The sequence below is a fragment of the Vibrio sp. 10N.286.52.F8 genome (assembly GCF_041468745.1).
In the GTDB taxonomy this organism is placed as follows: domain Bacteria; phylum Pseudomonadota; class Gammaproteobacteria; order Enterobacterales; family Vibrionaceae; genus Vibrio; species Vibrio crassostreae_C.
Genome location: NZ_JBFRJF010000036.1, coordinates 111920 through 133307 on the forward strand (window position 1 = coordinate 111920; position 21388 = coordinate 133307).

Genomic DNA, 21388 nt, shown 5'->3' on the forward strand with positions numbered 1-21388 from the left:
GGTTGATAGGTTGATAGGTTAATAGCTTGGGTGATCGGTCGAGCGGTAAGGCTGAGCTAAGAAAGTGGGGGAAAGCCGTTAAGAATCGACGGGTTTAGCAAGAAATAACAGCGTTAAAAAACAACGAACTAACAAGTAAAAGCGCCGGCATAGAGCCAGCGCTTTTGAGTAATCATAAGTGATTATTCGTCGTCGAACTGTTTGATCGTGAACGCGTCTTCGATTCGGTTAAGCTCTTCTTGTTCTTTCACTCGCTTCTCTTCTTGCAGAGTCGCTCTCGTTTCGTTGAAACGTTTTTTCTCTGACTTAGTCAGGAATTTTACAGCTTTTTTGTTGGTCAGTGCGTAAGCAACTACGTCTTCACCTTTTTCTCTGCGGTCGTTTACGCGTTGTGAGAAACGTTCATTGTCGCGAGCTTTACGCTCCGCTGAGGTCAACTTGCTCATGCTTTAAAGCCTTTTCAATTATTCATGGTAGGGAATCTACGCTTAGCGAAACAAATGGGGACTGCTTAGTGTCAGTCTAGTCCATTTGTATGCTGGTGGCGCATCTTAGCACAATGGCTTGAGCATGCAGGTATGCTATTCGAGGGATCAAACAAAACAGCCCACAATTTTCGTTGTGGGCTGTTTTGTTACGTACTGTAGATGTAGTCATCGTTTTAAAACTAAGAATCAGAAACGGCAGTTACATCAAATCTTCTCGATGTATAAGATGACCTCTCCGACTTTAAAGCCAAACTTAGACATCTCAGTCTTGTTGAACAAGCGTTTATCGTCCATTAAGAACATCCAATCATCGAGCACCACTTCATAGGTGCTGCCGTCTACTTCAATTTCTAGATCATATTTCCAATACAGCGCAGAACCTTGGGTTTCACCATAAGCGGTTCCAACGACATCGTTGGCAGTCCCAGAATAGGTGTTTTCGCCCGTTTTGATCAGATTCCAAACGCGAGTTGAGCGCTCGCCATCAGCAAAAGAGAACCACTCTTTTATTTCTCCGTTGTCACCGTCCCAAGTCGCGATCAGTTTGGCATCAAAGCGGCGCAGTAAGTTACCAGAGCGGTCTAGCACCATGCCGTAGGCCATTAGCTCGCCATTAAAAAAGGTTTCAAGCTTGAGCTCTGGCGTAGTGTCGACATGGTCTTCTAAACTTGCAGAGCCACAGCCCACTAGCCAAGTGAGTGAAAAAAATGCCAGAGCAAATTTTATTATTGTTGTTTTTGGATTCATTTGTTCAAACCTAAAAGTTGTTTACGAAGACCGGGTTCAGAGGTGTTTTCAGACAACCAAATCGCTAGAAAGGCTTCACCAAATTGCTTGTCTTGGATGGTGCCGATCGGTTGTTCATCGAAATAAAAACGACTTACGTTATCTTCAGCGACACGAATCGTGAGTGTGCTTCCTTCTTCCACGTTCGGCCACATCGCGTACAAGGGTTTCAACCATCGTTGAATGTTGGTGTCAGAGTAGCCAAGCTTGTTCCACTGATCTTCGGTAGCGTCTACGAGGTCTTTGCTATCGATAGAGCGGTAATACTCAAGCTTCAAAGCTCGTTCGGAGTTGGTTGGAGTCGCGTAGAATTCTGCCGAGTAGAGAGTCCAAAACAGGTAACTCATTTCACCCTCACCACGTTTGTTCAGATCATCGACAGCAGAGGCTCTAGCGTGTCCGGCAAATAACAGCGCAGCAAAGATTAACGGGAGAGTAATAAAGCTTAGAAGTGTGTTTTTTGCTTGCTGATGAGCGCGAACAATACCTCGCTCAGGTTTGAACGTTTGTGTCGGGTTGCGTGGATAAGCCATAAGTCACCTCGTTATTGCCATTTTAGGTTGTATTAAGTTGGAGTAGGCGGCCACCAGTAAGGGCAACAAAATCCCCCAACTTATTGCAAGGGCAGCAACTACCGATGCATCTGGCCAAGTAGTAAGAAGAGCACCTGCTTTGATGCCTCCCCAATAACTACTAGTACCTGCTACGAACCCTATGACAAACAAGATCACTTTCGAGCATTTTAAAAGCCAATTTAGGCTGTGGTTAAAACTGATTAAGAACATGATCCACAGGCAGACAAGCCACACCGGGAACCACGATTGATTCGCAATTTCAGAGTCGACGGCAAACACGCCGAAGTGGAGTAAGAGGCTATCAAGCAATAGCCCCAATGGTAATAAAATGAGTATCTTCAAATCGCTACTGCGAGTCGGTGATAGAAGGAAGTGAACCACTACAATCAGTGGTGTGACGAACGGGGCTTGCGCGGTAAAGAAAGCACTGCAAACCCAGGTCGCTTGAAACAGTACGAGATTAATAATCCAAAACCGCTTCATCTTTTTCTCCAAAGTAACGAGGTTTTCTTGCGACTACATGGTGAGTGCTGATCACGCGCTCTTTGAATGCGCCTTCACAGTAGCAGAAGTAGAAGGTCCATAAGCGTTTAAACTCTTCTGAATAGCCGAGAGACTCTAGCTCTTCCCAACTATTTTCAAAGGCGATGTTCCAATCATTCAGCGTTCGAGCGTAGTGCAGGCCAATGTCATCAATTTCTTGAACCACAAGGTCGGTGCTGGTCGCAAGGTGTTGGGTCATCACTGAAACAGAAGGTAGGCAACCGCCGGGGAAGATGTACTTCTGAATAAAGTCGACACCTTTGCGGTATTTGTCGTAACGGCTGTCAGCAATAGTAATTGCTTGAATCAGCATCTTGCCTGAGGGCTTAAGTAGCGAGGAACATTTTTCAAAGAAGGTTTGTAGATACTCATGTCCGACCGCCTCTATCATCTCGATCGAAACCAACTTGTCATACTCACCAGTGAGATTGCGATAATCCTCTTTGAGCAGGGTGATTTTGTCGGTTAAACCAAGCGCTTTTACTCTCTGTTCAGCAAGTGCATGTTGGGCATCTGAGATCGTGGTAGTGGTGACGTGGCAACCGTAGTGTTGCGCCATGAAGATGGCTAAGCCGCCCCACCCTGTGCCTATCTCGACCACGTTATCTTTCTCTGACAACTCTAATCGCTCACAGATGGTTTTCATTTTGTTTTGCTGAGCTTTGGATAGTGTTTTTGCTTCTTCGCTGTAGATAGCGGAAGAGTATTGCATCGAGCTATCTAGGAAGCGCTCGTACAGTTCGTTGCCAATATCGTAGTGAGCAAGAATATTTCGCTTAGATCCCTGTTCTGTGTTGGCATTCTTACGACGCAGCAATAGGTTTTTGATGCGAGAAATCCATTGTGTTTTATCGTCAAGCTCGTCGAGTTGAGATTGATTTCGAGCCATTATTTGAATCACTTTGGTGAGATCTGGGCTTGTCCATTTGCCGTCAATGTAGGCTTCGGAAGCTCCAATACTGCCGTCAATCACGACATCTCTAAAAAAGGTTGCATCGTGAATCACGATTCTACCTTTCAAGTCTGCTTCTCGATCGCCGAACACCGAATGCTGGTCGCGCTCAATAATCTCAAGCGTCGCGAATTGCAGGCTTTCTAAAACCTTAAAGATTAAAGCTCGATATTTACAGTTGCTTGAAACAGCAACGGCTTTAGCTTGTTGTTCAATGTTGTTGTTTTGTTTGGCAAGCTGTTCCATGTAAACCTCGCTGATAACTCATTCTAATATTTTGTGCCAACTAAGCTGAGTTCTGCTCCTTGATTGGAGCGAACCCAAGCTTCAATTGAGTTCTTTCATGTGCGCTTAAGACGTTGAGTCTGGATGCGCCACAAACGGTACTTTTTTCAGGAATAATTTGAGAGCCTGATAATAAATTCCCATCACGACTTTTATCGTCATCGCCGGAATCTTGAATACCGTTCGTCTAATGTTTGTCTTGGTTACTGACTGCTTCGTCAGGGCTAGTGTCGCATCGAAAAGCTTGTCGTCTCGGCGGCTTTCGATGTGAACTAACGTGCGTTTCGCTGGTGGCTTAATCTTCCAAAAATAAGTCATGTTCAAATCCATGAACGGCGAAACGTGAAACTCTTTTTTTACCTTCAATTCTTGGTGCATGTCGATGAGATAGTAGTGTCTTTCTCGCCAAGGCGTGTTACTCACCTCAGCCAACATGTACTTACAATCTCCAGTCTCGTCATAACAGAAGAAACAGTTGATTGGGCTGAAGTAGATGCCTAAACAGCGGCACTGAGCCAGCATCGTCACACGGTTTGAATCAGACCAAACCCCACCAAGTTGTTGCACTTTGGAAGCTATACGTTGCTTAAGTGATTTTGGTTCATCCGTGGTGACATTTTCTTTTTTTTCAGCGAGATAATCCGATTCGACAAAGCGAATCGGGTTGTACCAACGAGTTCCGAACAGCGCACTGCGCGCTGTGGTTTGGGGCAGCTCATCAAGATCTAACCCCATCATATACAGCTGATAGCTGAACTCATGAGTGATGTCGCCAAAGCGGCGATGTCTGACGTTACCCCAATAGATACCGCTGAGCTCTTCACTCTTTTCGGATGCGATCCCCATCTCGGGTGTCAGGGTTTGACTGTTCATAGCGCGGAACTCGTACTCAAATCTAAACCGAAGCGTTTGGTCACATCGAGTGCACTGTGGACACCGTCTTCATGGAAGCCGTTATACCAATAAGCGCCAGCAAAGTGCGTCTGGTTTTTGCCACAGATTTGCTCACGCTTGTGCTGAGCTTCGACCGTGTTCGAATTAAGTACCGGGTGATGATAAACAAAGCTGCGAATAATTTTTTCTGGGTCGATGGCTTCGCTTTGATTCAAGGTGACACAGAAGGTGTCTTGGCTTTCGATGCCTTGCAGAATGTTCATGTTGTACGTGACACAGGCAGGTCGTTTACTGTCGCCATCCAACATGTAGTTCCAGCTTGCCCAAGCCAGTTTTCTGTCTGGTAACAAGCGAGTATCGGTGTGCAGAACCACTTCATTGCGGCTGTATGGGATCTCGCCCAGTACCTGTTGCTCTTGTTCTGTTGCATCACCAAGCAAGCGTAAGGCTTGGTCTGAGTGGCAAGCAAAGATTACTTCGTCGAAACCTTGTGCGCTGCCATCTTCAAATTCAATCGTGACGCCTGTTTCTTGGCGAGTCACTTGTTTAATCGATGTATTCAGTGCAACAGTCTTACTTAGGCGTGAAAGGATGATTTCAACATAAGAACGCGATCCCTTTGGTATCACATACCACTGAGGACGGTTCGCGATATCGAGCAATCCATGGTTGTAGAAAAACTGAATGAAGAACTTGAGCTCAAACTCTTCCATTTCTTCCAAGCTTGTCGACCAAATCGCCGCGCCCATCGGTAAGATGTAGTGCTGGCTGAAAAAGTCGGAAAATTGATTATCTCGTAGGAAACTGCCAAGGGTAACGTCTGGTGTGAATTCATTGCTTTCAAACTGAGCCTTACACAGCTTGTTGAACTTGAGAATGTCAGACACTAAAGACCAGAACTGAGGTTTGAAGATGTTGCTCCTCTGCGCGAACAACGAATTAATGCTGTGGCCGTTGTACTCGAACTTAGTGGTGGTGTTGTGGACGCTGAAGCTCATCTCAGTCGGTTGCCTTTCGACACCGAGTTGTTCTAGAAGCTGATTGAAATTCGGGTAGGTTCGATCGTTGAATACGATGAAACCTGTATCTATCGAAAACGCCGAGCCTTGATGTTCAATATCAACGGTCGCGGTGTGGCCCCCAACGTAATCGTTCTTTTCGAATACTGTTACGTCGTGGTGCTTATCTAATATATGCGCGCAAGTGAGTCCAGAGATACCTGAACCAATAATGGCGATTTTCTTCATTGTTATACCATCCTTGAAGCGAGTTTTTGCCAAACTGGAGTTGGAAGCATTCTTAGTAGCTTCATCAACATGATGAATCGTCTTGGGAAATCAATTTCACTCTTTCCTTGAGCGATACCATTTACGATTCGCTGAGTTGCGGCCTCACTACTAATAATCATAGGCATAGAGAACGTATTTCGCTCGGTTAATGGCGTTTCAACAAAGCCTGGGTGCACAATTGAGACATGAATGTTGTGCGTTGCCAGATCAACCGAAAGTGTTCTGCCTAAGTAGGTGAGGGCTGCCTTTGAAGCGCCATAAGCCTCGGCTCTTGGCAAAGGTAAAAAGCTGGCGCTGGAGCTGACTAAAACCAAACGGCCGCCGGGCTTGATGTTTTTTAACCAAGCTTTAAGGGCGTAGCCAATTGAAATTAGGTTTATGTTGATGACGCGCTCAAAAAGCTCGGCATCAAAATTCACTGGGTCGTCGATGTACTCACAATCACCCGCATTTAAAATCAGCAGATCGAGCGGCTTGTCTTGGTCGAGTTCTGGGAAGTTGTGGTAATCAGTCAAGTCGAAACAGAGCGGTGAAATTGATGAATGCGCGACGTCTGTCTCGTGCGAGTCAACTAAGGCTTGCAGCTTGTCTGAGTTGCGGCCACAAGCAATCACCTGATGCCCTTGCTGAGCGTAATCTTTAGCTAGGGATTGGCCGATACCAGAGGTCGCGCCTGTAATCATAATACGCATTATCGGCTCGCCCTCTTTTTGATGGATTTGATCGCGCAGCCCAGTACTGGAATGTGTTCGTACAACATAGAGCCGACGTCGAGGTAGTCTCTGTGGTAGACCACTTGACCGTCGAGCATCTTAAGGTGGCTGTGCCCTTGTACTTCGATTGGCTTTTGCCCATTTAATTGCTTGTGAGCAAACTGCATCGTCCAGTAAACGGAAGCTTCGTCGTTCGCTTCGAAAGTGTGTTCGATATGAAAGTAACAGCTGGTTACTTGGGTGTAGAGGTTCTCGAAGTAGTGCGTAAGCGCCGAAATACCGCTGACATGATGCAGCGGATCTTGGAATTCAATATCAGGGTGATAAACCGTCTTAAGCACGTCGAAATTGTCGGTTCCGAGTTCTCGATACATGTTGAGAAAGTTATCAAGCCATAGAGAGTTATCCATAATATTCACTCTAATTATTTGAAGAAGGCTAAGGCTCTCAATCGTGCTTCTTTATGCTCAACGATGGGTTGCCAGTATTCGCTGTCTATTCCGTTTTTAGCGATAAAGTCATGTGGGAAATGTACATGCTTATCTGGGATATTTTGCAGCTCTGGTATGTACTTACGAATAAAAATTCCTTTTGGATCAAACTTTTCACTCTGAGTGATTGGATTGAAAATTCGGAAGTAAGGTTGAGCATCACAGCCAGTACTTGAAGCCCACTGCCAGCCACCATTGTTGGCACTAAAGTCTCCGTCGATAAGGTGCGACATAAAGAAACGCTCGCCCCAACGCCAGTCAATAAGCAGGTGCTTGGTTAGGAAGCTTGCCACCACCATTCTTAGTCTGTTGTGCATCCAGCCCGTTTCAACCAGTTGACGCATTGCGGCATCAACCAATGGATATCCTGTTTTTCCTTCGCACCAAGCTTTGAAGCTAGGATGATCGTGATACCAATCTAAACCATTGTATTTTTGCTGAAAGTTAGCACCTTTGACCAGTTTAGGGTGGTGGAACATCAAATGCTTATAAAAATCTCGCCAAATCAATTCATTGAGCCAACAAAAGGCCGGTAATTGCGTATCAAATAACAGATCGGGTTGCTGCTGAATCAATTGAATCGCTAACCAACGTGGGCTCACGGCGCCAATCGCTAAATAAGGTGATAGCCCCGATGTTCCTTTAACTGAGGGAATATCTCTCAGACGTGCGTAGTCGTTGACTTTATTGCCTAAGAAATTGGGGATCACATTGCCCAATACATCTTGGCTTAATGGCCAGCGACTCGAATCAACACGCGGAAAATCGAAATCATAGTCAGCAGAGATGGTTAAGGCTTGTAAGTCGTCAGGAAGCTGTGTTTGTGAACGTTCAGCTGACTCGACAGGAGCTGGACTGCAGATGATGCCTTTCACCTGAACTTCTTTTAACCAAGCGTTCTTAAAGGGCGTAAAGACTTTGAACATCTCGCCTTGTTTGTTGAGAACGCTACCGAGTGGCAGCATAACGTCACAATCGCTGATCTTCAGGTTTAGGCCGCTTGAAATCAGCTTTTTATCGCGAGCTTGTTCATCGACCTCTGGTTCAGAGTTAGCGTAGACGCACTTGGCATCAAGCTGCTGGCACAAATCGATGAGCTGTTTGGATTGGTCGTCAAAGTCGCTAGCTTTCAGGTGAAGCAACGTTATCCCGAATTCAGCGAGCTGGGAATCGAGTTGTTTTAGATGACGATAGATGAAATCAGCTTTGATCGGCGCAAGGTGGTGTTGCCGCCACGTTTGAGGCGTTGAAATGAAAACGGCGGTCGTTACGCCGTTTTCAACTGCCGCGACGAGCGCTGGGTTATCGTGAATCCGCAGGTCTCGTCGTATCCATAGTATGTCGCTCAATATCCGTATCTCAGTTTAAGTTCTTGAGGGTGCGGGTTTAGGTAAACCTGTGATTTTAGGTATTCGTTCGGGTATTCCATCAGGTAGTGATTGATCAGTGTCAGTGGCACTAGCAGTGGAACAACGCCCTCTCTGAATGATGCGATCTGGTTGGTCAGCTCTTGCTTGTGAGCGCTACTCAGTTGTTTTTTAAAGTAACCCTGCAAATGATGCAGCGTATTGGCGTGACTGCCTCGATTCGCGTGATGAGACAACGCCGTCATCAAGCCTTCGATGTATTGAGCCGCTAGTTCGTCGATATCTAAATCATTACCCGCTAGTAGTTTGCCTAAGCTTTTGTAACCCTCAACGTGGTGACACATGACTAGATATTTGTGGGCGCTGTGGAACTGAATCAGTTTGTGCTTGGTCACACCTTCATCCACAAGATCGAGCCATTTTTGGTAAGTGAACACTCGAGTCATGAAGTTTTCACGCAAAATGGGATCGTTAAGGCGGCCGTTTTCTTCAACGGGAAGTAACGGGTTGCCGTCCATAATTTGTTGGGTGAACATGCCTATGCCTGTCGATTCAGAGCCGCGACCATGGTGGTGGTACACCTTCACGCGCTCCATGCCGCAGGTTGGGCTTTTTTGACACACAATAAAGCCAGCAATGTGTTGGTTTTTCTTTGAGTAGTTTTGACCGAACTCGATCAGTTCGTTGGTCACATCACCTGAGCCATCAGGGCGAGAAACATGGATGATGTCATCTAGCATTCTTGTTTGACGAATGGTTGGACGAGGGGTTGGAAGACCAACAGCCATCTCTGGGCAAACAGGTTCCAATTCCACGTAGTCTGCTAGGTCGTCTGTACAAAAACGAGAGCGTTTATGACCTGTGTCGAAACGTACTTTGTGTCCAGCAACACATGCACTGATACCGATTTTGATTTTCTTTTCCATTGGCCAACTCCTTTGCTCTTGCTCTGAGCTTTTTCTTATAGTTCAACATTGCTAATCGTATTTACAGAGCTGGGTGTGTTTTTACTTTGACACCGTAGTTGTTTTTATTCAGATGTATTGACGATATACAGGATAGCTTTATGCCATCCTGTATATTTATAGCCTGCAACTGGGTTAATAGATATATTTTCCAAGTGGATTGAATAGTTGGCTCACACCTTTTGTGAAGTAAAGCGCATCACTTGAAACGGTTAAACAGACACAACCTTCTTTTGTTGCCGGTTGATGAGTGTGATTGCCATCCAACCAGATGAAGTCACCTTTGTTGTAAACGCCCATTTCGTCTTCGAAACTGCCCTCTAGAAGAAGCGTGATCTCGAAGCCTTTGTGGGTGTGGCAAGGCACTTGTCCATCTTTGTCGATGTGCAACAAGCTGGTGTGGTGTGCTTCGTCAGCAAAATCGAGTCTTGCTCGTGAAATTTTGCCTAGGTTCATCCAGTCCTTTCTCGCTACTGAGTTTAGAGCGCGAGGGATTGTGAATGTCGTGTCAGCAACAGTTACTTTCTGAACCTCTGGAGTCACTTCAACAGACTGAGAAGTATCAGCTGTGATTTGCTCTATCGCGTCAAAATCAAAGTCCATGTCGTCCATTGAGAAGCTGTCTAGATCTTCATTTGAGAATACTGGCTCTGCGTCAAAAGCATTATTCGCTGCTACAGCTGTAAGCTGCTTGACTTGTTGTTGGCAGTGTTCACACAGCTCTACATGGCTAGAAACAATCAAAGAAACTGAATCAGCCAACGTGCCATCGACGAAGTCTTTCAAGATTGCCGCGTTTGGGTGATGTTTAATCATGGTCTTGTTCCCCCATGTGAACTTTTAATTTGGCTAAAGCGAGTCTCAGACGTGATTTCACTGTTCCAAGTGGGACGCCAAGTTGCTGAGCGAGTTGCTCTTGAGAGAGCTCTTGAAAGTAAACGCCTTTGACGATGGTTTTCTGAGCGAGAGGCAACTTTTCTATTTGAGTCATTACGTGTCGGCTCATCAAATGGTCACCGAATGGCAAATCTTCGCTTTGAGACTCGGCTACCATCGCATCGATTGGCCAGATATCGTCGGCTATCGTTTGTTCGGCTTTCGCTTTCACTTTGCGCAACATGTCGAATGCTGCATTACGCATTACCGTGTAGACCCAAGTGGTCGCAGCGCCTTTATCTACATTGTAGAGATGTGCTTTCTTCCAAACATTAGTCATCGTGTCTTGAACTAGCTCGTTTGCAGCAGCTTCGCCACCCAACTTACTGATACCAAAACGCTTGATCTTAGGAGCGAAGAACTTGAACAAACAGGTGAACGCCTGCTTGTCTCGGTCTGTACCAACCAACACCAGCCAGCTCGAGAGCTCTGTCGGTACTTTGTTGTCTGTAGGTACTTTGTTATCGGGAATAATGACATGCTCCTTGCCGTTCCCTGAACTTCTGCTTTCCACTTGCATAGTAACTAACCATCATGCGAATTTGATGGGCACTACGTGAAAGGAGAAAGTCGGGATCACTTTAATTTAAATTAATTTCTACTATACAAAATTATAGTGAAGAAAAGTGCTTATTGCCCCGTAATGATTTGATTCAAAAAAGGAACTAGAGACGGAAAACTGGCTGGCTCAGTAAATTCTGTTTTCTTTTCCAGTGGGATAGGCATCATTTCGAGCAATCGCGCACAGATCCATTGTGGGCTCTCAAAATCAGGAGTGGGATAGAGTGTTCTTATCGAATCGTGGTCGCGAAACAACTGAACCAAAAAAGCGGTAAACACGTTAGGCACTTTATATTCATCGGTAGGCCAGTGAGGCAACAAGCTGAACTTACTTTTAATCAGGTCATCATCGTCTCGAAACGACCCATGCAATTGCACCAACTTTTCGCCTTCGACATCAATTTCTAATATCTGGTCGTCCGACATATTGAAGTCGACGATGGTCACCTTTGTTCCCCAAGAGCTGAGATGATCAGAGTTAGATTTGTCTTGAGTGGCGATAATGAAACCATCGCCCTGCGCTGCGTGAGCGACCATCGCGAGATACTTTGGCTCAAAAATGCGCAGTCTTTGTCTGCCTCCCGGTAAAAGGAAGATGGGGAGGGGAAACACAGCGAGCTCCAGAGAAGACTCTACGGGTGTTTCTGGTTCGGCGTCTGTCCGCGTGGTCTTCCTAGGTGAATTCGGCACATAGTACTCCTTAGTTCAGATGTGATTCGAGAAGATATACGCGGGGAGGGTGGTGTTCGATCAATTCGCTTCGGCTTATGTTCGCAAAGGGATAGATATTTTGTTGCACCTGTTCATAAATTCATTGTTTTTACCTTTTCTCATACGCGTCATTAGGTAATATATGAACAAATAGTAAGCGAATGGGTAGTTGCCAGACGATGCTTCTATCTGACGTTCTTCTATACCTAACATCGCATCAAAGGAATGGTCATGATTGTTATTTATGGTATCAAAGAGTGCTTAAATCCAATTAAGTTGCAGCTCTCTAATGTGTTGCAGCAGTGCTTGAACAGTGAAATGGGTTTACCCGATGACAAGCGAGCACATCGGTTTGTGCCATTGGAACGAGATGACTTCTTTTACCCGGAAGGAAGAACAGAAGCCTATACCGTCATTGAGATAAATATGATGGAAGGTCGAGCGGTAAACACCAAAAAGCGTCTAATCAAGAAGATCTTTTCTGAGATTGAAAAGCAGCTCTCTATCTCTCCGATTGATATTGAAATCACCATTAAAGAGCAGCCTTCACATTGTTGGGGTTTTCGAGGGATGACGGGCGATGAAGCACAAGATTTGAAGTACAAAGTGAACGTCTAGGGTTTAAGCTCTTAACTCTTAACTCTTAACTCTTAACTCTTAACACGTAAGACTTAAGCCAATCTATCGAGTGACGGCTTTGGAATTTGATGCCAAAGCCGTTTTCCTAGTTCTCGACACTAACCTTTAAGCATCTAAGCATCGTCACTCTTTTTTAAATACTGATGCCAATTTTCATTGATCACGTCAAAGTGCTCAACGCAGAACTCTTTTCTGTCTTTCAAATAGTCGTTTTCCACTTCATCGAGCAAGTTCTTATAGGCATCGGGATCGCTGCCATACACCAAGCATAACGTGGAGAAGTAACGCTGCAGGTCGAAACTGTGCTCGTCGATGTATTCCCCCAAGTCGTAATACTCTGGGCGGTCTTCTGACTCGAAAGCGAACATGTCTGCAGCGCTGATAGCAGCGTCGGCCCCATGCTCTACGTAGTTAAGCAGTAGCACGGTTGCTAGGTTATCAACCGCATCTTCTTCTTTACCCAATATGGCAATGTTCTGATCTTCGATATACGCATGCCCAGTCTCGTGTAGCAGGGTGTGCAGCAAGGTATCAATAGCGCCGGTTTGCGCAGATTTCCCATACTCTTTTTCGTATTGGTTCTTCTCAAAGTAATTGAGTGACTCAGCGTAAAAACTGTAAGGGATCAGTACTTGATGGGTTTGTGGATCGTAGAGTGGTCCTTCTTCCCCGCCATATTGAATGGTTAATGGCTTCTCAAACATGAAGAGTTGGTTTGATAGGTCGACCACGGTGTCATTAACGCCACTGCTTTGAATCTCTCGTTTGAGCTGCTCTTCTTCGGTATTTTGCGGTGTAGAGTACTCGACGATTAGGTTACTTTGGGTGGCTTGTTCACTAGATGCATAAGTTGTGGCAAACATTGCACTCAGGGCTAGGCTGCAGGTCAATGTTCGTTTCAATAATGTCATCGGCTATCCTTGTGATTACGTTGCGATTCAGAGTCGTGCTGGGGGTAACAACTCCAAGCTGTGTACCCTGATTTAGTTATTGCGTTAGAGTATAAGTTTAGACGGAATTTTGATGCATCGAGGACTGCAATTTTTGAAGTAGGCGCTATCCTATCAATGAATAATCCGCTTAGAGATTCGCCACAAAGAATAAGTAAGCTGAATGAGCGGTGTCGATGTGATTCGTTTCTATTGGTAATTAACAGATAAATTTCGGTTCAACACAACCCTTGTGCTATACTCCGCGCCCCAATCCGAATTGGCTTGTTTAATCTTAGGAAATTATTATGAGTGTTAAAAACGAACTTCAACAAATTAACAACCGTCTAGACAAGTGTCGCCACAAGTTAGATGCTGCTAAAACTCGTAATGATCGTCCTGTTGTTCGTCAGTTCGAGGAAGAGATTAAGAAGCTAACTAAGAAAATTGCCCAGCTTAAACACAAAGAAAGCTATGATGTGAACCAAGAGCGTAAGTCTCTGGTTGATATGCCATTTAGCCGTGAGATCACTAAGGCTGAGCAAGCGGATATGGGTAAACTTAAAAAGTCTGTTAAAGGACTCGTAATTGTTCACCCAATGACGAAGATCGGTAAAGAACTTCGCATTGAGGTTATGACTGGTTACGCACCGAAAAAATTCTAATTACCAGCGATGGTGATGAAAGAGGAGCTAAAAATAGCTCCTTTTTGCTTTTTTAGGTATTAAGAAAGCAGAGTCAGCGGCATAGATACTCACGCCGTTTTCAACTTTTAGGAGGTGATTGTTGTCACAAATCCTTTTATCTCCTATAAAAGTTAACGTGCTACTAACATGGTACTAAGCGATCGCAGTAATGTGTTCGCTTTTCGAATCCACACTTTCTCTCCAGTTTGTATAAATATAGGTAGAGCAGCACAAATAATTACAGATAAAACTAGACTCATTAGGGAAGATGAGAACGTAAAAAAATAGAGGTTATATGAATCAATTAATTTCAATTGGACCACTAGAATCCTTCCTAATCGCGATTAGTGTTTTGTTTCTAGGTCATTTCGTCAATGCAAAGCTTCCGATTCTCAAAAAGTACAACATTCCAGAGCCCATTGTCGGCGGCTTGATTGTCGCTTTTGCTATTACAGCCCTGCACTTTAACGGCCTTGATCTTGAGTTTTCCTTGCCCCTGCAGAACACGTTTATGTTGATGTTCTTTGCAACGGTCGGTCTTGCGGCGAACTACACGCAGCTGATAAAAGGTGGTGCTAAGGTATTCCTATTCTTAGGGGTAGCGTCGGTTTACATCATTATCCAAAACGGTGTAGGCGTAACCTTAGCTACGGCACTAGGCCTTGAACCCTTGATGGGTTTGATTGCTGGCTCTATCACCCTTTCGGGCGGTCACGGCACAGGCGCGGCTTGGTCTCAAACTTTTGCAGACACGTTTGGCATTGCAAATACGCTAGAAATCGCGATGGCTTCAGCGACCTTTGGTTTGATCATCGGTGGTATTATCGGTAGCCCAGTGGCGCAAAAGCTGATTGATAAAAACCAGCTTGAATCTGAGTACGGCACTGGCACGCAAACACATGAACGCTTCCCTGAACTTGTTACTTACAACGAGTATGAAGAAGACAAAGTGACGGCGAAGAAGGTGATTGAAGTGTTGTTCATCCTTCTTATCTGTATCACGGGTGCGAAGTACCTAGAGCAGTGGGTGGCGACTTTTGAAATTTCTTGGTTGATGATTCCTGACTTCGTTTACGCGTTGTTTATCGGTGTGTTCATCACTAACGTGTTTGAAGTGACTAAGCTGCATAAGACTGACAGCGAAACGGTCGATATTCTTGGTACGGTGTCATTGTCACTGTTCCTAGCAATGGCGCTAATGAGCCTTAAGCTTTGGAACATATTTGACCTTGCGATTCCGTTCTTGGTTATCCTGGCGGTTCAGGCGGTTGTGTTAGGTATCTTCTCTTACTTTGTGACGTTCAAAGTAATGGGTTCTAACTACGACGCAGCGGTTATGGCAGGTGGTCACTGTGGTTTCGGCCTAGGTGCAACACCAACAGCGGTAATGAACATGGGCTCTTTGGTGAACCGTTTTGGTCCTTCACCACAGGCGTTCATGGTGGTGCCAATTGTTGGTGCCTTCTTTATCGATATCGTTAACCTGATTATCCTTCAGGGTTACATCTCGTTTATCGGTTAATGTTCGCCTTTACTTAAACGCAATGTGCTTATCGCACTAAGATGAATACAAGAAAGCCAGTCTGTTGACTGGCTTTTTTTGTTCTTGTTTATCGAGGTTTTCTTGCCTGATACCCCTGCGGTTAGGGCTCTGTCACATCAATAACTAGGGCGTGTTGATCTTTCGAGCTGATTTTTGCAGTGAGTTACTGGGTATTTATACAAGGCAGAGGCATCGATGTGTAGCTAGCCTACATGAGAAGCCGATAACGCAGTAGAAATGACCAGCAAACGCTGCCCGAAGGGTTCGAGCTGGGCGCCCCCGCAAAAAGCGTTTTACTCTTTGTTGAGGGAGGTTTGCTTAGAATGACTAGGCTACTTCTCCCTCACCGCGATTAAAACGCTTTTGACTAGGCGTCCCCATCCGAACAAAATTTAACCACGAAAGGTCAACACGCCCTAAAGTGTTGTAACGACTTCATCAAGAGTTAGGCGCGCTTTTGGTTTGCCGTAGTTGTAGTCTTCGCCGTCTTTGTGGTAGCCGATAGCTAGAGCTACATCAACAACGTGACCTTCTAATTCGTCAGCAAACTCTTCGCTGATCATAGCTGCATCTACACCTTCCATAGGTGTTGAAGCGATACCTAGACGAGCTAGTGTGTGCAGTGTGTTACCTAGTGCGATGTAAACTTGAGACTTAGTCCAGTTACCGTTGAAACCTGTTTCGTCTGTGTTCATTTCTGCGAATGCGTAAGCACCTAAGAATTGCTCGTACATTTCAGCTGGTAAGTGACCAGAGCTTACTTCTGTATCAGCACGCTTCGCGAATTTCTCTTTAGTGTACTTAGGATCGTGAGCAAACAGGATCGTGTGTGACGCTTCTTTCGCATGTGGTTGGTTAAACTGGAACATGTTTTCGAAAGTATTGTGGAAGCGTTGTTTTGCTGCGTCACTCTCAATGATGATGAATTTCCAAGGCTGAGAGTTGATAGAAGAAGCTGACAAGCGAAGTGCTTCTTTGATTACTTCCATGTCTTCCGCAGAGATGCGTTTTTCTGCATCGTATTTTTTAGCTGTGTAACGAGTGTTTAGATCAGTAATGATTGGATGAGTCATGTTGAATCCTAATATCTATCAATAATAAATGTTGTAGGGTTTTATGTTCAGTTACGTCAACAATAAACGGATAACCAATTTAAACGAATCTCAATAGATTGAACGTCTAAATAGTTATCGAACATGCCCCAATAAATCGAGTATCTGCGGTAGCTCAAGTCGATGGGTGTAAGATAATAGAAGAATGACTCGGGAAAAATAGCGAACATATCAAATCACTATGGTTAATAATGTCCATAATGATTCAATAAGTGTGATCTTAATGGAGGTGGAATCTCTAGATTCAGTAGCTTAGTACGCTTTGATACCATATTGGCGCAATAATGGCGGAAGTACGCTGTCTAGGTTGGGGATATCTTCTGGCGTGATTTCGATTAAACCAAAACCATGCTCTTCATAGATTTTTCTCGTAGCTTCACGTTTATTTTCGGCGATTGGCGCAGAATCAGTTCCCCAGAACTGGATGTATACTTTGCCACTTGGTAGATAAAAATCGCTGATCACTTCTTTTGATATCGGAAGCGGACGCTCGTACGCATGGACCACTCCTGCCATATAAAGCCAGTTATCAATGATCAGCTCTCCCTTTGATCGAACATAATGCCCGTCTAAGCTTCGGTGCTTCGCCTCAAATTTCTGACGAAAACTGGAGAATGACACATCGGTCGAGTGGCTTTCAGCATCATGCCCTAGGAATTCAACAACAGACTGCTTTAAACGTTTATTGCGAACCAATGAGTCGTGCCATACCACGAATAAGTTTTGAGTCGCTTTGTCTTCTCTTTGTTCACCTCCGGCTTTTAAGCCTGTAGAGGTGACATGCCAACCGTCTTCTTCTTTTGTTATCCAACCAAGCTCGTTGAGCAGTAAGTTGATTTTCTTTGCGCTGAGTTGAAAGGCACTGCCAAGCTGGGTGGCGGTGAGTGTTTTTCCTGAGAATGAGTCCAAATCGATAAGCAGTTTCTCTGGCCAGACAATAAAGACACCAAACTTCTTGTGTTCGACATATTCCCCACCAAAGCTTTCTCCCCGTTCTGTGAGAATCCAACGCTCTTGTGAACGCACTATATAGCCCGCTGTTTTTAGATCGCTAAATAAAGCTTTAGCTTCTATGCCTTTTTGTTTAGCGAGTGCGGATGTGGAAATTTTGTCTGACATAGTCTTTTCTCAAATAGCGGAGTGATCAGCTGATGGGTGTTGGAGATATATATGATGCGATAGCGTTGGTAAATACCATATCACATCTATCAATGCTAACTGCAGTTCAGTGGTCTATGTTTTTAGTAGAGCGTTAGGTCTCGTTTTGTATGTTTAGCAAAATGTAGCTCAACCTGTAATTAAATTACAGGTATCGCGATTTTGCTCATCTGGGTGCATATTTTATATACGTGACACGATGTTCTTTTATACGGGTTATATAGATCTTAGATGCTATATTTTATTAAATGTGACTTTAATCACTATTTATTTTTAAGTATTACAAAATAAAATGTGATCTAGATCGTGTGTTGATGATATCCATTCTCATTAATTTGGCTTTGTAATTTAAATTCATGGTGTTTTTGTGATCTAAGGTGTGCTTGTTAACCCGAAAGTGTTTTTCGTGTGTGATAGCTATCACGAAAGTTGGGCTAAGGTGCATTTTGGAAATGTTGTGATACATTTTAATCGACTTTTGAGTACACACTTTCGGTCATTTGACCAACCAATACATTACGGGGTTCTACCTATGTTATCACCAGAAGCAAAGATTAAGGTTCAAAACTTTGGTCGTTTCTTATCCAATATGGTAATGCCAAACATCGGCGCATTTATTGCGTGGGGTTTCATTACTGCACTATTCATCCCAACCGGTTGGTGGCCTAACGAAACGTTAGCATCAATGGTTGGCCCTATGATTACATACCTATTGCCACTATTGATTGGTTACACCGGTGGTAAAATGGTTGGTGGTGACCGCGGTGCGGTAGTAGGTGCCATCACGACAATGGGTGTTATCGTTGGTACTGATATCCCAATGTTCATGGGTGCAATGATTGTGGGTCCACTAGGTGGTATCGCAATTAAAAAATTCGATGAAGCTGTTCACGGTAAAGTGAAGAGTGGTTTCGAAATGCTAGTGAATAACTTCTCTGCGGGTATCATCGGCATGATCTGTGCGATCATCGCGTTCATCGTGATTGGTCCTGCGGTTAAGATTCTATCTGGCGGACTTGCTGCTGGCGTAAACGCAATGGTAGAAGCAGGTGCATTACCTCTAGCATCTATTTTTGTTGAACCTGCGAAAATTCTATTCCTAAATAACGCAATCAACCACGGTATCTTCTCTCCACTAGGTATCCAGCAATCTGAAGAGATTGGTCGTTCAATCTTCTTCTTAATCGAAGCAAACCCAGGTCCTGGTTTTGGTCTTCTACTTGCTTACATGGTGTTTGGTAAAGGTAGCGCGAAGCAATCTGCTGCTGGTGCATCTATCATCCACTTCCTAGGTGGTATCCACGAAATTTACTTCCCTTACGTTCTAATGAACCCACGTCTAATTCTTGCGGTAATCGCAGGTGGTATGGCGGGTGTATTCACTAACGTAGTGTTCGATTCTGGCCTTATCTCTCCAGCATCTCCAGGTTCTATCTTCGCAGTCTTACTGATGACGCCAAAAGGCTCTTACATCGGCGTGATTCTATCGGTTATCGCAGCAACGGCAGTATCGTTTGTTGTAGCGTCAATCCTTCTTAAAACATCAGCGCAAGATGATGAGGAAGATTCACTAGAGAAAGCTTCTGCACAAATGAAAGACATGAAAGCGTCTTCTAAAGGTGCAGCATCAGAAGCAAACGTAAACCTAGCGGATGTAAAAGCAGTTTATGTAGCGTGTGATGCGGGTATGGGTTCAAGTGCAATGGGTGCGGGTCTACTACGTAAGAAAGTAGCAACAGCTGGCCTAGACATTGAAGTGACCAACTACGCAATCAACAACCTACCGGCTGATTCACAAATCGTTATTACGCATAAAGACCTAACAGACCGTGCTCGTAGCACTGTGCCAGGTGCGATGCATATGTCTCTAAGCAACTTCCTAGACGGCGGTGTATACGACCAACTAGTTGCTGAACTTGTCGATGCTCAAAGTGGTGAAGCGAAAGTAGAAGCTCCGGCGCCTGCTGCAGCTGCAGCACAAGAAGGCAACAAGCTTGCACTGACAGACGACAGCATCTTCCTTGGCCTTAAAGCGACTCAAAAAGAAGACGCAATCAAGTTTGCTGGCGAACAATTAGTAAAACTTGGCAACGTATCACCAGAATATGTAGATGGCATGTTTGCTCGTGAAGAGCTTGTGTCTACTTACCTAGGTGAGTCTATCGCAGTACCACACGGCACAATCGAAGCGAAACAGTACGTACAAAAAACCGGCATCGTTTTCTGTCAGTACCCTGAAGGTATTCAGTGGGGCGAAGATGAAGATGATATCGCGAAGATGGTTATCGGTATTGCCGCACAAGGCGATGAGCACAACATGGTGCTGATGGCTATTACCAATTCACTCGATGATGAAGAAGCTGTGGAATGCCTACAGAACACAACAAACCCTGCTGATGTTCTACGTATTCTCAACGGAAACTAAAAAGCTCTAGTCAAGCTCCTGAGTGAAGGAGGCCGGTATCCCCCTACTGGCCTCATTTTCGGTCTTAATCTTTCTAACAAGATTCAGTCTGAATAGCTTACTGCTTAATGCCTAGGGCACATCGTCAAGGCATGTTGTTGAGCAGTTAGCTATCTAGATTCAAATATTTATAAGGTCAAAATTATGAAAGCGTTACATTTTGGTGCAGGTAATATCGGTCGTGGTTTCATTGGTAAGCTTCTTTCTGATGCTGGTATGAAGGTTACGTTTGCTGACGTAAATGAAACGGTTGTAAATGCGTTAATTGAACGCCAAGAATACCCAGTTAAGATTGTTGGCGAAGAGTGTGTTGTCGAAGTTGTTAAGAACGTGACAGCAGTAAACTCAGCGACAAGCGCAGTAGTAGATTGCATTGCTGAGTCTGATCTTGTGACGACTGCAGTGGGCCCTACGGTTCTTAAAATCATCTCTAAGTCTATCGCTCAAGGCATTGAAAAGCGTGCAGCAGCAAACAACACTGCACCAATGAACATCATCGCGGCAGAGAACATGGTTCGCGGTACTAGCCAATTAAAAGCAGCCGTGTTAGAGCACCTTTCTGATGAAATGAAAGCGTTCACTGAAGAGCACATTGGCTTTGTTGATTCTGCGGTTGACCGTATTGTTCCACCGGCAGAAGCGGGCGAAACAGATCCTCTAGCGGTAACGGTTGAAACGTTCAGCGAGTGGATCGTAGATCAAACACAATTCAAAGGTGAGATTCCAAACATCCCAGGAATGGAATGCACTGATAACCTAATGGCTTTCGTTGAGCGTAAACTGTTCACGCTAAACACAGGTCACTTGGTAACGGCATACCTTGGTGTGCTTGCAGGTCATGAGACTATTAAAGACTCTATCGAAGATGACGTAATCCGCGCTGAAGTAACAGCGACGATGGAAGAGAGTGGTGCGGTTCTGATTAAGCGTTACGGCTTTGATCCAGAAGCACACGCTGCCTACATCCAAAAGATTCTAGGTCGTTTTGCTAACCCGTTCCTACGTGATGAAGTAGACCGCGTTGGTCGTCAGCCAATTCGTAAACTGAGCCCGCAAGACCGCCTAGTTAAGCCTCTAAACGGTACATTAGAGTACGGCCTACCGAATGCTCACCTAGTAAAAGCAATCGCTGCTGCGTTCCATTACAAGAACGAAGACGACCCACAAGCGGTTGAACTTCAAGCAATGTTCGCAGAAAAAGGCTTTGCTGAGACATTAGCGCATTATTCTGAGCTGAATAGTGACTCAGAAGTTGTTAAACTAGCGGAAGAAGCTTATCTAGCATTGAAATGATAAACCAT

The 21388-nt window shown here is 44.7% G+C and carries 22 protein-coding genes; 5 read left to right on the forward strand and 17 right to left on the reverse strand.

The window, feature by feature from the left end:
• Positions 1–182: 182 nt before the first annotated feature.
• From AB4133_RS17460 to AB4133_RS17525, 14 genes are all read right to left on the reverse strand, one after another.
• The gene (locus tag AB4133_RS17460) at positions 183–446 is read right to left on the reverse strand and encodes a hypothetical protein (RefSeq protein WP_017061275.1); all 264 of its coding nucleotides are present in this window, start codon (positions 444–446) and stop codon (positions 183–185) included.
• A 246-nt stretch (positions 447–692) separates the two neighbouring features.
• Positions 693–1235 (reverse strand): DUF3833 domain-containing protein, encoded by a 543-nt coding sequence (locus tag AB4133_RS17465; RefSeq protein ID WP_017061276.1) that lies wholly within the window; start codon positions 1233–1235, stop codon positions 693–695.
• Entirely contained in the window at positions 1232–1807 is a 576-nt protein-coding gene (locus tag AB4133_RS17470; protein WP_372225154.1) for a chalcone isomerase family protein, read from the reverse strand. The genes AB4133_RS17465 and AB4133_RS17470 overlap by 4 nt, the downstream gene beginning before the upstream one ends.
• Before the next feature lie 3 nt (positions 1808–1810).
• On the reverse strand, positions 1811–2332 hold the full coding sequence (locus tag AB4133_RS17475) for a DUF2878 domain-containing protein (RefSeq protein WP_017061278.1): 522 nt from the start codon (positions 2330–2332) through the stop codon (positions 1811–1813).
• Entirely contained in the window at positions 2310–3590 is a 1281-nt protein-coding gene (locus AB4133_RS17480; protein ID WP_108156296.1) for a cyclopropane-fatty-acyl-phospholipid synthase family protein, read from the reverse strand. The genes AB4133_RS17475 and AB4133_RS17480 overlap by 23 nt, the downstream gene beginning before the upstream one ends.
• 105 nt (positions 3591–3695) lie before the next feature.
• Positions 3696–4502, reverse strand: a complete 807-nt coding sequence (locus AB4133_RS17485; RefSeq protein WP_017061280.1) for a DUF1365 domain-containing protein — start codon at positions 4500–4502, stop codon at positions 3696–3698.
• On the reverse strand, positions 4499–5770 hold the full coding sequence (locus AB4133_RS17490; RefSeq protein ID WP_372051432.1) for an NAD(P)/FAD-dependent oxidoreductase: 1272 nt from the start codon (positions 5768–5770) through the stop codon (positions 4499–4501). Before AB4133_RS17490 ends, AB4133_RS17485 begins: the two co-directional genes overlap by 4 nt.
• Before the next feature lie 2 nt (positions 5771–5772).
• Positions 5773–6504 (reverse strand): SDR family NAD(P)-dependent oxidoreductase, encoded by a 732-nt coding sequence (locus AB4133_RS17495; RefSeq protein WP_017061282.1) that lies wholly within the window; start codon positions 6502–6504, stop codon positions 5773–5775.
• The gene (locus AB4133_RS17500; protein WP_017061283.1) at positions 6504–6935 is read right to left on the reverse strand and encodes a nuclear transport factor 2 family protein; all 432 of its coding nucleotides are present in this window, start codon (positions 6933–6935) and stop codon (positions 6504–6506) included. Before AB4133_RS17500 ends, AB4133_RS17495 begins: the two co-directional genes overlap by 1 nt.
• Positions 6936–6949: 14 nt before the next feature.
• The gene (phrB, locus tag AB4133_RS17505; protein WP_065583940.1) at positions 6950–8365 is read right to left on the reverse strand and encodes a deoxyribodipyrimidine photo-lyase; all 1416 of its coding nucleotides are present in this window, start codon (positions 8363–8365) and stop codon (positions 6950–6952) included.
• On the reverse strand, positions 8362–9309 hold the full coding sequence (locus tag AB4133_RS17510; protein WP_372225157.1) for a YbgA family protein: 948 nt from the start codon (positions 9307–9309) through the stop codon (positions 8362–8364). The genes phrB and AB4133_RS17510 overlap by 4 nt, the downstream gene beginning before the upstream one ends.
• Positions 9310–9483: 174 nt before the next feature.
• Positions 9484–10164 carry a ChrR family anti-sigma-E factor gene (locus AB4133_RS17515; protein ID WP_017060966.1) on the reverse strand — a complete coding sequence of 227 codons (681 nt, stop codon included), beginning with the start codon at positions 10162–10164 and terminating at the stop codon, positions 9484–9486.
• Positions 10157–10804, reverse strand: a complete 648-nt coding sequence (locus tag AB4133_RS17520) for a sigma-70 family RNA polymerase sigma factor (RefSeq protein WP_017060967.1) — start codon at positions 10802–10804, stop codon at positions 10157–10159. The genes AB4133_RS17515 and AB4133_RS17520 overlap by 8 nt, the downstream gene beginning before the upstream one ends.
• A 110-nt stretch (positions 10805–10914) precedes the next feature.
• Positions 10915–11535, reverse strand: a complete 621-nt coding sequence (locus tag AB4133_RS17525) for an LON peptidase substrate-binding domain-containing protein (protein ID WP_017065084.1) — start codon at positions 11533–11535, stop codon at positions 10915–10917.
• 252 nt (positions 11536–11787) lie between these two features.
• Here AB4133_RS17525 and AB4133_RS17530 point away from each other — a divergent pair, with 252 nt between their 5' ends.
• Positions 11788–12174: a tautomerase family protein gene (locus AB4133_RS17530; RefSeq protein ID WP_017060969.1), complete on the forward strand. Its 387-nt coding sequence runs from the start codon at positions 11788–11790 to the stop codon at positions 12172–12174.
• Between the two features lie 134 nt (positions 12175–12308).
• Here AB4133_RS17530 and AB4133_RS17535 read toward each other — a convergent pair whose 3' ends face one another.
• Positions 12309–13106, reverse strand: a complete 798-nt coding sequence (locus AB4133_RS17535; RefSeq protein WP_017060970.1) for a DUF4344 domain-containing metallopeptidase — start codon at positions 13104–13106, stop codon at positions 12309–12311.
• 326 nt (positions 13107–13432) lie between these two features.
• On the opposite strand from AB4133_RS17535, the gene AB4133_RS17540 reads away from it, so the two are divergent.
• Both AB4133_RS17540 and gltS read left to right on the forward strand, forming a co-directional pair.
• Positions 13433–13789, forward strand: a complete 357-nt coding sequence (locus AB4133_RS17540) for a YibL family ribosome-associated protein (RefSeq protein ID WP_017060971.1) — start codon at positions 13433–13435, stop codon at positions 13787–13789.
• 316 nt (positions 13790–14105) lie between these two features.
• On the forward strand, positions 14106–15332 hold the full coding sequence (gene gltS, locus AB4133_RS17545) for a sodium/glutamate symporter (RefSeq protein WP_017060972.1): 1227 nt from the start codon (positions 14106–14108) through the stop codon (positions 15330–15332).
• Positions 15333–15769: 437 nt separating this feature from the next.
• Here gltS and AB4133_RS17550 read toward each other — a convergent pair whose 3' ends face one another.
• Positions 15770–16426 (reverse strand): NAD(P)H-dependent oxidoreductase, encoded by a 657-nt coding sequence (locus AB4133_RS17550; protein ID WP_102428129.1) that lies wholly within the window; start codon positions 16424–16426, stop codon positions 15770–15772.
• 291 nt (positions 16427–16717) lie between these two features.
• The gene (locus tag AB4133_RS17555) at positions 16718–17584 is read right to left on the reverse strand and encodes a hypothetical protein (protein WP_017070219.1); all 867 of its coding nucleotides are present in this window, start codon (positions 17582–17584) and stop codon (positions 16718–16720) included.
• 571 nt (positions 17585–18155) lie between these two features.
• On the opposite strand from AB4133_RS17555, the gene AB4133_RS17560 reads away from it, so the two are divergent.
• Both AB4133_RS17560 and AB4133_RS17565 read left to right on the forward strand, forming a co-directional pair.
• Positions 18156–20048 carry a PTS mannitol transporter subunit IICBA gene (locus tag AB4133_RS17560; protein WP_102511657.1) on the forward strand — a complete coding sequence of 631 codons (1893 nt, stop codon included), beginning with the start codon at positions 18156–18158 and terminating at the stop codon, positions 20046–20048.
• 183 nt (positions 20049–20231) lie between these two features.
• Positions 20232–21380 carry a mannitol-1-phosphate 5-dehydrogenase gene (locus tag AB4133_RS17565; RefSeq protein WP_009846102.1) on the forward strand — a complete coding sequence of 383 codons (1149 nt, stop codon included), beginning with the start codon at positions 20232–20234 and terminating at the stop codon, positions 21378–21380.
• The last annotated feature ends 8 nt before the right edge of the window (positions 21381–21388 follow it).